We start from the raw sequence: 14,353 nt of genomic DNA on the forward strand, positions 1-14,353 counted from the left end.
GAATGCCTGGGATCGGAACACCGATTCGACGGTGAGTCGATAACAGAGCGAAATCGCATCGGTCCCGGGTCAGCAACCTGTTGCATTACTCTCCCCGGCTGCGTATTCCTGGACGGTTGTTCGGCAGCGACAATACGACCGACAAGGTATAAATGATCCGACCACCACACAGTCCAGTTCGCCGCACGTACTTCAGCAGGCCCACGTGTACTTCCCGCGAGCAAGTTCGCCATCGTCTCCGAAAAGTATGAACTCACGGGTAATGGTCTCACCTTTGCTCATCACCGCTACTTCGAAGTAAACAGACATCGGTTCGCTGTACATCTCTGTACCCTCGGGAGTTCTCACTGGTGAGGGGGCAGTTGTCTCCATCTGCGTAGACCCAGCTGTGTCACTCGCATCAATTACCTGATCCGACTCCCTTTGATGGTTCCACTCCCGTATTGTCTCGCCTGCAGGCGTTTTTACTTTGATCCGGTTGATCACGCTCGGGTCGAACCAGATCTCAGCTTCAAAACACACCTTAGATGTCCAGCGGTCACAGCTCCCACCCTCGCGGACATTGTTACTTGTTTTGGCGATATTTACTTTCTGAATGGCTTCATGCTCGATTTTCTTGTCAAGGGTTAGAGCGCAATCTGGGCCGTTGCTGAGTGGACCGATACACCCTGCGGTCGCGCCAGTGAAACACGTAGCAAGGATGGCACGACGTGACGTTGGAAGCCTGTCCCCCATACCGAGTTTACATTTAGCTGTCAGATAGTATTTTCGAAATGCCGAGCGAGAAAGACCGGTACGGTGGCAGTCGCGGCTGTGATATCGCTTTACTGGAAGGACACGGAGGGTGTCATAGAACTCTTCTCACACCGTGATCACGGTGCTTCCCGGATTGTCTCCGCGTTCATAGTTAGTGATAGCGACGACGAGGCGAAAGCACAGGGCAAGAAACACCTGCGCTCGTGCGTGGACGCGGCCTCGGGCGTGCGTTCGCCCGAGGCCGCAGTCCTTCACTGATTCGTTGGTTCGTTCGACTCCAGTACGGCGGTTGTCCGTCTTATCCAACGTGGATTGCTTCAGCTGAACGTCCTCGCTGTGTTGTTCGATGCGATCTTCGACTCTGTACTCGATGTCTTTCGGGTCGCCGGTGTTTCGCGCGTTGTACGGAGCGACTGGCACGACCCCTGCGGCCAGCAGGTGGTCGTGCCAGTCGAGCGTGTCGTAGGCGCTGTCACCGACCATCCAGATCGGTTTGGCGACGGCGAGCGCGTCACGCGTGACGCGCATCGCCGTCTCCTCTGGCGCTTGTTTGCTCTCGGTGAACTCGGCTGCAATCGGGATCTTTTGCCCGGTCGAGACGATCGTGCAACCGTAGCCGTAGTAGTACTCGTCGTCGGTTGGATCGTAGCACTTCGACGCGTCTTGATCGGCGGGCATCGCCCTCACGTCAGTTGAATCGATACAGTAGGTCAAGTCGAGCAGGCCGCGCCGGGCGGCCTGCTCGACGAGTCGGTCGAAGACCTTGTCGACGACGTGTTCGAGGTCGGTGAGAAAGCGACCGACCGCGTCTCTCGACGGCGGTCGATCGAAGCCACAGCTCAGCCAAACGACCGTGTTCCGAAGCTCTCGATCAACGGGGCGAATACCGTAGATGTCGTGGTAGTAGCAATGGAGGAAGCCACGCATCAGCTCTGGTGGCTCGTGCCCTCGTGTTCGCCCCGTCTTCGCCGGGGCGAACACGTCGAACTCTTCGAGAAACTCGAATGAGAGATGCTCAAACAACGCTAAGGTCTCGGTCTCCGCGACATTGAAGAACATCTCTACCGAAGGGTCATCTTGCAGGGTCGCTGAACTCATTCCACCTCAGCGTTCACCCTGCTCTTTGGTGTGCTACTCGTTCTATGACACCCTCTACTCGATGCTGCTACCGGTCGACGCTCGCACCGAGACCCTCGATCACGTCGAAGAAATCGGGGAACGACACGTCGACGTGTTCGATTCCCTCGACGGTGGTCGTCCCGTCTGCGACGAGACCGGCGACCGAGAGGGCCATGATGATCCGGTGGTCGGCGCGGCCGTCGACGGTCGCACCCCGTAGCTCGGTCTCGCCGCCGTGGATTATCAGCGTGTCCCGCTCTTCCTCGACGCTCGCACCCATCTTGGTGAGGGATTCTGCCATCGCGCTGACGCGGTCGGTCTCCTTGTAGCGGACGTGCTCGCAGTCGACGATCCGGGTAGTGCCGTCGGCCGCCGCACCGAGCGTCGCGATGGTGGGCAGGAGGTCGGGCGTGTCGGCGACGCTGACTTCGACGCCCGACAGTGGGGCTTTCGAGACCTCGATCTCGCCGTCTTGGCGGTCCCAGTCGACGCTCGCACCCATCTCGCGGACGATGTCGACGATGGCGGTGTCGCCCTGTGCGCTCGGGTACGCCGACGTGATCGTCAGGCCGTCGTCGCTGGCGAGCGCGCCCGCGGCGAGGAGATACGAGATCGACGAGAAGTCCCCCGGGACGTGGTACTCGCCGCCCTCGGGATCGTAGGACTGACCGCCGGCCACGGCGAAGCCGTCCGGCGTCGCCTCGGCCTCGATGCCGAAGTCGTCGAGCACTTCCAGTGTGATGTCGACGTAGGGCGCGCTCTTGAGTTCCGTTTCGAGATGGATGCCGATGCCGTCCTCGGTGACGGCCCCGGCCATCAGCAGGGACGTGATGTACTGCGAGGATACGTCTCCGGGGATCGAGACCTCGCCGCCCTCGACGGGGCCACCCACGACCAGCGGCGCCTGTCCGTTCGCGCGCGTACTCTCGGCGCGCCCTCCGAGATCCTCGACGATGGCGTCGAGCAGTGGCCCCTGCGGGCGCGAGCGAAGCGAGTCGTCGCCGGTCAGCACCGTCAGGCCGCCCTGCAGTGCTGCCGTGCCGGTGACGAGTCGCATCGTCGTCCCGCTGTTGGCACAGTCGATCACGTCCGATGGCGTCTCCGGCCGGCCGTCGAAGCCAGTCACGTCGAGCACAGCGCCGTCGTCCCGGAGGCCGACGCTGCCGCCGTAGGCAGTGACGGCTCGCATCGTCGCTTTCGTGTCTGCGCTGACCAGCGGATCGTGTACGATGGCACCGCTGGCGTACCCCGCGGCGAGGATCGCCCGGTGCGTGTAGCTTTTCGACGGCGGGGCCTTGACAGTGCCCGCGACCGTCGATGTGCTGATCTCTGCGTCCATGTTCCAGCGCTCGACTGGTGGTACCAAGAGAGTGTCGGAGCGTCGGACCGCCGGCGGTGCCGTCGTAGCCGAGCACTAATGAGGGACCGAACCGCATGGCGAAGCATGGACCCCGATTTCAGCCATCTGGATGCGTCACTCGACGAGCGAGACCTCGATGGGTACCTGATCGATGCCGACTCGACCGACTCCGACCAGTTCTATCTCTCGGGGTTCGACGCGCCGGACCCGTTTCTCACGCTCTACGACGGTGACGTGCACCTCCTCTTCGCTCGCAGTCTCGAATACGGCCGGGCAGTGAAGGAAGCCCGTGCGGAGACCGTCGAACGCTACGTCGACTTCGACCATGCCGAGAAAGTCGAGGAACACGGGCCACGGGCGGCCGTCTGGCACGTCCTCGCCGAGTTTCTGGACTCCTACGACGTGGAGTCGGTCGCTGTGCCGCCGCGGTTCCCGGTGTCGACGGCCGACGGCCTGCGCGAGCATGGTGTGACTGTCGAACCGGACGACGACGGTGTGATCACGGAGGTCCGTGCGACGAAGACCGACGAGGAAGTCGACCACATCAGGACGGCCCAGCGAGCCAACGAGGCGGCGATGGCCGCGGCGGAGGAACTGCTGGACGACGCCCGAGTCGCCGCGAAGGGCCAACTCGTCTACGAGGGAGATCGACTCACCAGCGAGCGCGTCAAAGAGGAGATCGAAGTGACGCTGCTCCGTCACGGCTGTGCGCTGGACGATACCATCGTCGCCTGCGGCGGGGACGCGGCTGACCCCCACGACCGCGGTAGCGGCCCGCTGGTCGCCGGCGAGCCGATCATCGTCGACATCTTCCCGCAGGACAAGGCGAGCAAGTACCACGCAGACATGACCCGGACGTTCGTCGTCGGCGAGCCATCCGAGACGGTCCAGCGCTGGTACGACCTGACGGCCGAGGCCCACGCTGCCGCGCTCGACGCCATCGAACCCGGTGTAACTGGAGCCGAGGTTCACGACGCCGTCTGTGACGTGTACGAGGACGCCGGGAAGCCGACACTCCGAAGCGACGACTCGACGGAGACCGGATTCATCCACAGCACCGGCCACGGCGTCGGTCTCGACGTACACGAACTCCCCCGTATCGCGCCCAATGGCGGCGAACTCGAACCGGGCCACGTCATCACCGTCGAGCCGGGGCTGTACGACCCCGAAGTCGGTGGCGTCCGGATCGAGGACTTCGTCGTCGTCACTGAGGACGGCTACGAGAACCTCACTGACTATCCGAAAGAACTGATCGTGTAGGCTGCCAATACATCATTAACTTTTATTATGGATAGAGTCGCTACTGGGTGATACACATGCTTGTATCTGTTTCGCCGGCACCGACAACGTCCGCAGCGTTCGACGAGTACACGACAGCACCCCACAGAGACACCTATGGCGACAACACAGATTGAGCACACGACAGCGACGGACGACACCCCGAACAACCACACCGAGACGACGACCGACTCTCCGCCGGCGACATCCTGGACAGCGCGCTGTGGCGCGCCGATGACGTTCGACCCTGCTAGTCGCGCGGTCATGGGCCAGTTCGAGACGGCAAGCCGGGACCGAAGCGAGCGCTGATCACAGCCCCGCAATACCTATCCGAGCGCGTTGCAAAGCCCGCGTATGGCCGAATACACGACCGTCTCGATACCGAAGGATCTGGCAGACCGCGTCGAGGAGACGATCGAAGGGACGAGTTTCTCGTCGACGAGCGACCTCGTCCGGTTCATGCTCCGTAGCATCGTCATCCAGCACCAGCGCAGCGGCCAGTTGACTGAAGCGGAGTTTCAGGACATCACCGAGCAGTTGCAGGACCTCGGGTACATCGAGTAGTCATTCGAGCACTTCTTCGGGCGGTTCAACGTCGAGGACGGTGAGTGGCTGCTCCATCCCACGCCGGTCGAACGCGGCGATGGCATCGTCGTCCCACGGCGGGATGGCGACGAAGACGACTTCGTGGAGGTCGTCCTCTTTCGTCACGTCGAGGCGTCCCGAGGGGTGCGAGACGAACAGGCCGTTGCTCTGGGCGACCGGCGTCCCGAGATCGAATCCGAAGACGGCGCTGACCGAGTTGCCGGCGCTTGGCATATAGAAGTGCGTGAAGACGGGCGTCTCCGGCTCTAGATCTGTCTCCGGTAGCTCGGCGGCCGGAGTGACGGCGACCGCGATCGTCACGGAGTCGGGTTCGGCGTCGCTCGCCATCCGAAGCAACGTCTCGACCAGTCCACGCGTCGCGTAGATCACGGTTGGAATTTGGCAGCAATCGACATAACGGCGTCGCCGTGTCGGGATCGGCACGTCACGGCGGCGACACCGCGATACTTAGCCCAGCAGGAACTCCTTTGCTGTCTTCGCGTACAGCGACGGGGCTTTCGAGCGCGAACTGTCGATCGCCCCCTGCAGCGCCGCCGGTGCGTCGTCGTGGATGCCCGCGCCGTGACCCACGAGAATCCGCTCGGGTGCGAGTCGCGCGAGCTTTCGCGGTGGGATGAGCCGAAGCATCGGGTGGACGCCCAGTCGCTCGCTGCTCGTTCTGAAGTACGATGTCGTCCCGACCGATTCGGGGACGATCAGCGTGCCGGTGTCCTCGCCGTACAGCGCTGCCTCCTTCCAGAAGCCGCTGTTTCGAAGCTCGTGGACGCCGTAGCCGGTGTCGGCGAGTTCTCGGCCCAGTCGCTCCGTCGGTGCGTCGATGTCGTCGGTGATACCCGACATGAAGTGTGGGACGTGGACGGACACGTCGTGGCGGGTGGCGACGGCGGCCGCGTCACGCTTGTGCCGGTCGAGCAGGATGACGACGCCGGCGACCGTGCCGAGGTCGGTCACGAGGTCGTCGAGACCGTCGAAGTCGACCGGATCGACGATCCACACGTCGCCGTCGACTTCGAACGCGTGACTCGCTCGCTGCATCGTCTCGTCGGGGTAGGCAAGCCAGCCGACACCGTGCTCCCAGCGATCGATCTCGCGCCACTCCGTCGGGGTGCCAGCACCTTTCATTGGCATAGTGCATCGTACGTCCAGCGGACGTAAAAACCGAATACCTCCAACGAGCCGTTGCTTGGTCTGGTGGTCATTCCAGCAAGCCGCGCATGTACCCGACCGCGAAGAGCCGGCCCATGTCAGTGTAGCCCGCCATCGCTTCGTCTCGGTCCTGCTCTCCGAGCATTCGGGGCACGTGGTCCGGCCGGATCGGTCCGTCGAAGCCGACGTTCTGGTAGGTGTCGATCGCTTCCTGCATATCCGTCGGCCCGTCGTCGTGCCACGTCTCGACGAACGATGCGGGCGTCCCCTCGACGTCGCGGAAGTGGACGAAGTGAATCCGGTCGCCGAACACCTCGATGGCAGCCGGTATGTCTGCCCCCATCGCCGCGAAGTTCCCCTGGCAGAAGGTCAGTCCGTGGTTCGGGCTGTCGTACAGATCGAGAATCCGGCGGTAGTTCTCGACGGACGTGACCAGCCGTGCCACCCCGCGGATCGGCGAGATCGGCGGATCGTCGGGATGCAGCGCCATCTGGACGCCCGCCTCCTCGGCGACCGGAACGACTTCGTCGAGGAAGTACTGGAGGTTCTCCCACAGTTCGTCCTCGGTGATTCCCGCGTCGGGGTGTCGCGGCCCCCGTTCCATGATCTCGTGGTCGTAGCCTGTGGTACGCGAATCACCACGCGCCGGGATCGAATCCGAAGTCCGCAAGACGCCCAGCGGGTGCTCCGTCCAGACCCAGCTATAGGTGTCGATACCCACCCGACCCATGTTCCGAAGCAGTCGCTTGACTGTCGCGATCTCCTCGTCCCGGCCGTCCTTGCCAAGCACAGTTTGCTCCATCGGTGGCCGGTCTTCGACCACGTCGAGCGTGAAGCCGTGGTCGGTAAAGCGAGTCGCGGTCGTCGCGAGCGTATCGTAGTCCCACCACTCCTCGACGCCCCAGAATCGGACGACAGCCGTGTCGACGCCGAGTTGCCGGGCGATTGTCCAGCGCCGGTCGGGTTCGGGTGGGAGCATGAGCGCGAGATCCATGGCTGTAGCTTCGGTGACAGGAGATAAAGCAATTGCGCCGGGAGCGATGTCGTTCCGGTGCTGTCCGGTGATTCTCGGTCGCGTCCACGGTGGCCGTCTCCCGGCCCGACCACGCGACGACCCACTGGACGAATCTCTTTGGGACTCCCTGACGAAGCGTCGGTATGCTCTCGACACCGCGCTTTCTCGCGCTCGAAGTGAAGTCCCTCGACCGGGCGCGCCCCTTCTACGAGTCGGTGCTCGACCTGCCGGTACACGCGGAACACGACGACGAAATCGTCGCCGGTGTCGGTGATACCGACCTCCATCTCCGTACACCCGGTCGGGTCCCGCGTGGCGGACTTCACACCCATTACGCGCTGTCCGTCTCGCGTGAGCGCTACGACGAGTGGTACGACCGTCTCGACGCGCAGTTCGACCTCGTCGAACACCGGTTCGGGGACGCCCGGTCGCTGTACTGCTACGATCCCGAGGGTAACTGCGTCGAACTCGGGGAGACCGTCGAGACCGGCGACGGGATCAGAGGGCTGTTCGAGGTCGTCCTCGAAGTCGAGTCACTCGATCCGGCGGTCACGTTCTACCGGCGACTGGGCTTCGAGGTCGTCGACCGCGGCGAGCAACGTCGTCGAGTCCGTCTGACGACCGGCGAAGTCGACCTGGAACTCTGGGAACCACAGCTCGGCCTCGCCGACGCGCGCGGCGGCGTCCATGTCGACTGGGGGGTCGACGCCGACGACCCTGCAACACTCGCCGACCGGGTGCGAGACGATGCACTATCGGTCGAATCATTCGACGGTAAGCGCCGCCTTCGTGACCCCGACGGCCACTACCTCACGCTGTTCGAGCGTTCGTGATTACGACAGTCGGTCGGTATCGATGGCGATGCCCGGCGGCGTGACGATCAGGAACCCGCGGAAGTGCATGAGTTCCCCGCCAGCGTCGGTCACTTCGCGAGCGAAGCCAGCGGCCAGTTCGTTCAGGTCACCGTCGACGTCGAGTACCAGCACGGCACCGCTCTCGATGGTGTCGAGCCACTCTTCGGGTTCGGTCGTCCCGTCCAACACTCCGAGAACGATCCTGTTTGTGCCGGTGCCGTCCTCGTCGTCGTCCATCTGGTCTTCCACTGCCTGCAGGTCCAGCCCCTCGAAATCTGCCATGGGCAATAGCTGGTCGCCGACCGAAAAAAAGCCACCTGTCGAATCGTCCCGTCTGCGGGGCGGGAGTTATCCTGCTTTTCTTGGTCTCACCAGTGTTGTACTTTGGTGGCAGACTTCTGCAGGGCGTCCACACACTGAATAGTGACCCAGAGCACCAGGCCGAGACTGGTGCAGATTGATGTGAGCTGTAGCGCGAGTTACTACTGAATCGACACCCTTGTGTAGGAAATTGTTGATACTGTTGAGCAGTCGCTCCGGAGTCAACGAGGACCAGAGCACCGTGGCAGCGGTGCCCGACACGAATAATTCTGCCAGGTTTGGACCGGAACCGGTCGTAGCGGACCTGCTGCAACAGGCTCGCTGGCATGACGGTGTGGCCTGTCCTCGCTGCCGTTCTGACCGAACGCCTACAGACACGCTGTGAACTCAATCATACACCACAGACGAGCGTGTGTATTTAGGATACATATTCTCTCAGGGAAATGTTTAATATCCAGACGAATGGATGGACGAATGAAGTATGGAACAGCGTACCACGCCCGCGACGACCGTTCGTATCGTCCTCTCGATCATGATCACGCTCTCGCTGGTCACTGCTGGCTTTGCCGGAAACGTTGCCGCAGACGACGGGGGAGACGCGGAGACGGCCGAAGTCAAGCCGACCGGCACACTGAGTCCGATCGGACTGGTCTTGCGGCCCCTCGACGAACACACCTGCGTCGATTCGTCCCAGTGGGACCTTGGTATCGACGACTGTCTGGCGTGATGGGCGAGGACACACGTTCCTGAGATGGTGAGCAGTGCCCCGCTTGACAGACGTGTCGTCCCTCTGACCCTACGCTTTCCGCGATGTGACAAGACATGACACGAAGGCGCCGAGGACTGCCGATTTGCCCTCGCCAGCGGTGACGCTGTGACGTATCATCGGTGCGGGGCATGGACAGGTTTAAATAGCCAGGGCGTCCTGTTTCAGGTGATTATGTCCAACAACATAGAGGGCACGTCGGAATCTCCGGCGGATCGAGTTCTTCCAGGGCACACTGGATTCCACTTCTGAGATTACAGAAGCACGCATTTTCGACACGACGCTACGTGACGGCGAACAGTCGCCACGCACATCGTTTAGCTACGAAGACAAACGCGAGATCGCAGCGATCCTGGACGACATGGGTACCCACGTCATCGAGGCCGGGTTCCCCGTCAACTCCGACGCGGAGTTCGAGGCCGTCCGGGACATCACCGAAGCCAGTTCGGTGACAGTCTGTGGGCTGGCGCGCGTCGTCGAGAAGGACATCGAGGCCGCCCTCGATGCCGGTGTGGATCTGGTCCACACGTTCGTCTCGACGAGCGACGTTCAGCTACAGGACTCCATGCACGCCACCCGCGAAGAGGCCTTGCAGAGCGCCGTCGACTCCGTCGAGCGCATCACGGAGGCCGGCGCGGAGTGCATGTTCTCGCCGATGGACGCCACGCGCACGGACGAGGACTTCCTCGTCGACGTGATCGAGGCCGTCTCCGAGGCGGGCACCGACTGGATCAACATTCCCGACACCTGTGGCGTCGCGACGCCACGCCGGTTCTACGACCTCATCGAGATGGTCGATTCCAAGACCGACGCCCGCATCGACGTGCACACGCACGACGACTTCGGGCTGGCGTCGGCAAACGCCATCTCCGGCTACGAGGCGGGCGCGGCACAGGCACAGGTCAGTGTCAACGGTATCGGCGAGCGCGCCGGTAACGCGGCCTACGAAGAGGTCGTGATGGCACTGGAGAGCCTGTACGACGTGGATACGGGGATCGACACGACGCGCATCACCGAACTCTCCGCGATCATCGAGGAGAAGTCGGGCATCGACGTGCCCGCGAACAAACCGGTGGTGGGCACCAACGCATTCTCCCACGAGAGCGGCATCCACGCCGCGGGCGTCATCGAGAACTCCGACACCTTCGAGCCGGGCGTCATGACCCCCGAAATGGTCGGGGCCAAGCGCCAGCTCGTGCTGGGCAAGCACACCGGCCAGCACTCGGTCCGAGAACGGCTCGTCGACGCGGGCTACGACCCGACCGAAGAACAGGTCCGGGAAGTCACCCGGCGCGTCAAGGACTACGGCGCAGAGAAGAAGCGAGTCACGATGGAGGAACTGGTTCGCTTCGCCGACGACATCGGCGTCCCCGAGGCCCAAGAGGAGGTCAGGGTCTAGGGATGCCCGTTCGACCGGTTCGCACACGTGGGAAGCGGCAGGTATCGCTCACTGTGGGGTGTGTGGCTCGCGAGAACCGCGCCGTTCGCCAGCATCTATCACAGAAACCTTATTATCTGGCGCGCACTGACGTTCGACGTGATGACGGCGCAGGCTCGGTCCCGGGTTCGAACCGTGGACAGCCGCGCATCCGTACTTCTTCGCGACGGTATTGTAGGGGCTGTATAGCCCCCATACCACTTCTCTCCACGACCGTCGGACCGATTTTCCACCATTCACAGGAGGCTCCAGCAATGCACGACCACAGACACACGACACGGTATCGATTACAGACGAACGCGAGGTGTGACCGATGAGCGAACGCGCGTCGGTCCAGCAGGAGGAAGCGACCGAGGAATCAGCCGACGAAGACCAGACACCCGTCACGACGGGCGCACAGTCGGTCGTCCGCGCGCTCGAAAACGCCGGCGCGGAGTACGTCTTCGGCGTCCAGGGCGGGGCGATCATGCCCGTCTACGACGCGCTGTACGACTCCGATATCAACCACGTGACGATGGCTCACGAGCAGGGGGCCTCACACGCCGCCGACGCGTACGGCGTCGTCTCGGGCGAACCCGGCGTCTGCTTTGCCACGTCCGGCCCGGGCGCGACCAATCTGGTCACCGGGCTGGCCGACGCTAACATGGACTCGGACCCGGTCATCGCGCTCACAGGACAGGTCCCGACGAGCTTCGTGGGTAACGATGCCTTCCAGGAGACCGACACCGTCGGCATCACCCAGCCAGTCACCAAGCACAGCTACTTCGCCGACGACGCCGACACCGTCGGTGACGATGTGGGCGAAGCGTGGGCACTCGCCAACGAGGGTCGCCAGGGACCGACGCTGGTCGACCTCCCGAAAGACATCACGAAGGGCGAGACCGACGTGGAACCGAGCGCGCCCCAGAAACCGGACACCTACGACGTGCCCGAGGAGCCAGACGACGAGAACGTCCAGGAGGCCGCGGACGTGCTGGCGGCTGCCGACAAGCCGGTGATCCTCGCAGGTGGGGGCGTCATCAAGGCCGACGCCAGCGACGCCTTGCGTGACTTTGCCTTCGAGTACGAGATTCCGGTCGTCACCACGATGCCCGGCATCGGCAGTTTCCCGGAGGACCACGAACTGTCCCTGGAGTGGGCCGGCATGCACGGCACCGGCTACGCCAACATGGCGATCACCAACACTGACTGCATGCTGGCGATCGGGACGCGCTTCGACGACCGCCTGACCGGTGGCGTCGAGACGTTCGCGCCCGACGCGGACATCATCCACGTCGACATCGACCCGGCCGAGATCAGCAAGAACATCCACGCGGACTACCCGCTGATCGGCGACGCACGGGCCGCGCTCCGACAGCTCTACGACGCCATGCCGTCGGCACCGGACGCCGACGAGTGGCGCGAGCAGTGTCAAGAGTGGAAAGCGGAGTATCCCATGTCCTACGAGACGCCCGACGACGAGCCGCTGAAGCCCCAGCACGTCGTCGAGACGTTCTCGGACGTGACCGACGACGACACCATCGTCTGTACCGGCGTCGGCCAGCATCAGATGTGGGCCTCCCAGTTCTGGGAGTACACCGAACCCCGCACCTGGGTCTCCAGTCACGGACTGGGGACGATGGGCTACGGCGCGCCCGCTGCCATCGGCGCGAAACTGGCCGCACCCGATCAGGAGGTCGTCTGCTTCGACGGCGACGGCTCGTTCCTGATGACGGTGCAGGAACTCTCGGTCGCGGTCCGAGAGAACCTCGATATCACGTACGTCGTCCTCAACAACGAGGCCGTCGGGATGGTCCGCCAGTGGCAGGACGCCTTCCACGAGGGCCGACGGATGGCCTCGGAGTACCCGTGGATCCCCGAATTCGACAAGCTCGCCGAGGCCTTCGGCGCACGCGGATTCCGACTCGAAGACTACGACGACGTCGAGGAGACCATCCAGGCGGCTCGCGAGTACGATGGTCCCTCGGTCATCGACGCGATCATCGACCCCGCAGAGAACGTCTACCCGATGGTTCCGAGCGGCGGCGACAACGGACTGTTCGCACTCAACGAAGGACATCTGGACCAGCTATGACAGGAGGAATGCCAGGGCCGGCCCCGGACGAGCGAAAGCGTCCGCAGGGGCGGCGCAACACGCAGGGAATTCGTATCGACCTCGAAGCGGAAGTGACCCACGAGCCACGACAGGCCGTGCTCTCCGCGCTGGTGAAACACGAGCCGGGCGTCCTCTCGGAGGTGTCGAGCCTCTTCAGCCGCCGGCAGTTCAACATCGAGAGCCTGACTGTCGGGCCGACGCAGGACGGTGACGTGGCACGGATGACCATCGTCATCGAGGAACCCCAGCCGGGCATCGAGCAAGCCAAGAAACAGCTGGCGAAGCTCGTGCCGACGATCTCGGTGCGCGAACTCGATCAGGCCAACACTCGACGCGAACTCGCCCTGATCAAGGTCAGTGGCGAGAAGCCCGACGACGTGAACGCCGTCGCCGAGATGTACGGCGGACAGGCCGTCGACGTGACCACCGACTCCGTGACGGTCGAACTGACGGGGAGCAAGCAGAAGATCGACGCGGCCATCGACGCCTTCGAGCAGTTCGAGGTGCAGGAAGTGGTCCGAACTGGAACCGCAGCACTTGAGAGAGGGGCCGACACACTGGAGAACGATGACTGACGAATTTACCACCGAAGTATACTACGAAGACGACGTCGACGAATCGTACATCGAAGACAAGACAGTCGCGATCCTGGGCTACGGGAGTCAGGGCCACGCACAGGCTCAGAACCTTGCCGACAGCGGTGTCGATGTCGTCGTCGGCCTGCGTGAGGGATCGTCCTCGCGCGCCGCCGCCGAGGAAGACGGACTGCGCGTCGCGACACCCGCCGATGCCGCCGCAGACGGTGACATCGTCGTGTTGCTCGTGCCCGACACGATCCAGCCCGACGTGTACGACCAGATCGAGGACGGCCTCGAAGCCGGTGACACGCTCCAGTTTGCCCACGGCCTGAACATCCACTACGGCCAGATCGAACCCTCCGAGGACGTGGACGTGACGATGGTCGCACCGAAATCGCCCGGCCACCTCGTGCGCCGGACCTACGAGCGCGGCGAAGGGACCCCCGGCCTGATCGCCGTCGAACAGGACGCGACCGGCGACGCTCGCGCCGAAGCACTCGCCTACTCCGAGGCTGTCGGCTGTGCGCGTGCCGGCGTCATCGAGACGACGTTCCAGGAAGAGGTCGAGACCGACCTGTTCGGCGAGCAGGCCGTCCTCTGTGGCGGTGTCACCGAGATGGTCAAGGTCGGCTTCGAGACGCTCGTCGACGCGGGCTACGCCCCGGAGATGGCCTACTTCGAGTGTCTGAACGAACTCAAACTCATCGTCGATCTGATGTACGAGGGCGGCCACATGGAGATGTGGAACTCCGTCTCCGACACCGCCGAGTACGGCGGTCTCACCCGCGGTGAGGAAGTCATCAACCGCGAGGGCATGGAGAAGGTCCTCGAAGAGGTCCAGAACGGCGAGTTCGCTCGCGAGTGGATCCTGGAGAATCAGGCGAACCGACCATCCTACAAGCAGTACCGAGCAGCCGAACAGAACCACCAGATCGAGGAAGTCGGCGGCCGACTGCGCGAACTGTTCGCGTGGGACGGCGACGAGGACGCCGACAAAGCCGAAGCACCAGCAGACGACTGA

The 14,353-nt window shown here is 63.3% G+C and carries 16 protein-coding genes and 1 pseudogene; 10 read left to right on the plus strand and 7 right to left on the minus strand.

Features of this window, described 5'->3' with window-relative positions; genetic code table 11:
- Positions 1-192: 192 nt before the first annotated feature.
- The 3 genes from AC5FRW_RS05405 to aroA form a co-directional block, all read right to left on the minus strand.
- A complete protein-coding gene (locus tag AC5FRW_RS05405) occupies positions 193-735 on the minus strand; it encodes a hypothetical protein (protein WP_493567413.1) in 543 nt (180 codons plus the stop codon).
- Positions 736-861: 126 nt separating this feature from the next.
- Complete coding sequence (locus AC5FRW_RS05410) at positions 862-1,854, minus strand: transposase (protein ID WP_493567414.1); 993 nt, start codon at positions 1,852-1,854, stop codon at positions 862-864.
- A 67-nt stretch (positions 1,855-1,921) separates the two neighbouring features.
- Positions 1,922-3,214 carry a 3-phosphoshikimate 1-carboxyvinyltransferase gene (gene aroA / locus AC5FRW_RS05415; protein ID WP_493567415.1) on the minus strand — a complete coding sequence of 431 codons (1,293 nt, stop codon included), beginning with the start codon at positions 3,212-3,214 and terminating at the stop codon, positions 1,922-1,924.
- Between the two features lie 105 nt (positions 3,215-3,319).
- Between aroA and AC5FRW_RS05420 the strand changes: the two genes are divergently transcribed.
- The 3 genes from AC5FRW_RS05420 (at position 3,320) to AC5FRW_RS05430 (ending at position 5,077) form a co-directional block, all read left to right on the plus strand.
- Positions 3,320-4,495 carry a M24 family metallopeptidase gene (locus tag AC5FRW_RS05420; RefSeq protein WP_493567416.1) on the plus strand — a complete coding sequence of 392 codons (1,176 nt, stop codon included), beginning with the start codon at positions 3,320-3,322 and terminating at the stop codon, positions 4,493-4,495.
- Positions 4,496-4,630: 135 nt separating this feature from the next.
- Positions 4,631-4,822: a hypothetical protein gene (locus tag AC5FRW_RS05425; RefSeq protein WP_493567417.1), complete on the plus strand. Its 192-nt coding sequence runs from the start codon at positions 4,631-4,633 to the stop codon at positions 4,820-4,822.
- 45 nt (positions 4,823-4,867) lie between these two features.
- On the plus strand, positions 4,868-5,077 hold the full coding sequence (locus AC5FRW_RS05430; protein ID WP_493567418.1) for a ribbon-helix-helix domain-containing protein: 210 nt from the start codon (positions 4,868-4,870) through the stop codon (positions 5,075-5,077).
- Here the strand turns inward: AC5FRW_RS05430 and AC5FRW_RS05435 are convergent, their stop codons facing one another.
- The 3 genes from AC5FRW_RS05435 to AC5FRW_RS05445 all read right to left on the minus strand — a co-directional run bounded on the left by AC5FRW_RS05435 (position 5,078) and on the right by AC5FRW_RS05445 (position 7,259).
- A complete protein-coding gene (locus tag AC5FRW_RS05435) occupies positions 5,078-5,488 on the minus strand; it encodes a JAB/MPN domain protein-containing protein (RefSeq protein ID WP_493567419.1) in 411 nt (136 codons plus the stop codon). It abuts the gene before it with no gap.
- Positions 5,489-5,566: 78 nt separating this feature from the next.
- Positions 5,567-6,247 carry a hypothetical protein gene (locus tag AC5FRW_RS05440; protein ID WP_493567420.1) on the minus strand — a complete coding sequence of 227 codons (681 nt, stop codon included), beginning with the start codon at positions 6,245-6,247 and terminating at the stop codon, positions 5,567-5,569.
- A gap of 67 nt (positions 6,248-6,314) precedes the next feature.
- Positions 6,315-7,259, minus strand: a complete 945-nt coding sequence (locus tag AC5FRW_RS05445; RefSeq protein ID WP_493567421.1) for a mannonate dehydratase — start codon at positions 7,257-7,259, stop codon at positions 6,315-6,317.
- A 164-nt stretch (positions 7,260-7,423) separates the two neighbouring features.
- Between AC5FRW_RS05445 and AC5FRW_RS05450 the strand changes: the two genes are divergently transcribed.
- Positions 7,424-8,113 (plus strand): VOC family protein, encoded by a 690-nt coding sequence (locus AC5FRW_RS05450; RefSeq protein WP_493567422.1) that lies wholly within the window; start codon positions 7,424-7,426, stop codon positions 8,111-8,113.
- Here the strand turns inward: AC5FRW_RS05450 and AC5FRW_RS05455 are convergent, their stop codons facing one another.
- Positions 8,114-8,416, minus strand: coding sequence for a DUF5779 family protein (locus AC5FRW_RS05455; RefSeq protein ID WP_493567423.1), 303 nt, complete (start codon positions 8,414-8,416; stop codon positions 8,114-8,116).
- Positions 8,417-8,705: 289 nt separating this feature from the next.
- Between AC5FRW_RS05455 and AC5FRW_RS05460 the strand changes: the two are divergent.
- The 6 genes and pseudogenes from AC5FRW_RS05460 to ilvC all read left to right on the plus strand — a co-directional run.
- Positions 8,706-8,822, plus strand: a pseudogene (locus AC5FRW_RS05460) (transposase); the annotation flags it as partial.
- A gap of 114 nt (positions 8,823-8,936) precedes the next feature.
- Positions 8,937-9,182: a hypothetical protein gene (locus AC5FRW_RS05465; protein WP_493567424.1), complete on the plus strand. Its 246-nt coding sequence runs from the start codon at positions 8,937-8,939 to the stop codon at positions 9,180-9,182.
- Positions 9,183-9,435: 253 nt separating this feature from the next.
- Entirely contained in the window at positions 9,436-10,620 is a 1,185-nt protein-coding gene (locus AC5FRW_RS05470; RefSeq protein ID WP_493567821.1) for a LeuA family protein, read from the plus strand.
- 352 nt (positions 10,621-10,972) lie between these two features.
- Complete coding sequence (gene ilvB, locus AC5FRW_RS05475) at positions 10,973-12,733, plus strand: biosynthetic-type acetolactate synthase large subunit (RefSeq protein WP_493567425.1); 1,761 nt, start codon at positions 10,973-10,975, stop codon at positions 12,731-12,733.
- 8 nt (positions 12,734-12,741) lie between these two features.
- Positions 12,742-13,329, plus strand: coding sequence for an acetolactate synthase small subunit (ilvN, locus tag AC5FRW_RS05480; RefSeq protein ID WP_493567426.1), 588 nt, complete (start codon positions 12,742-12,744; stop codon positions 13,327-13,329).
- A complete protein-coding gene (gene ilvC / locus AC5FRW_RS05485; protein ID WP_493567427.1) occupies positions 13,322-14,353 on the plus strand; it encodes a ketol-acid reductoisomerase in 1,032 nt (343 codons plus the stop codon). The genes ilvN and ilvC overlap by 8 nt, the downstream gene beginning before the upstream one ends.

The organism is Halomicrobium sp. HArcht3-1, assembly GCF_058933345.1.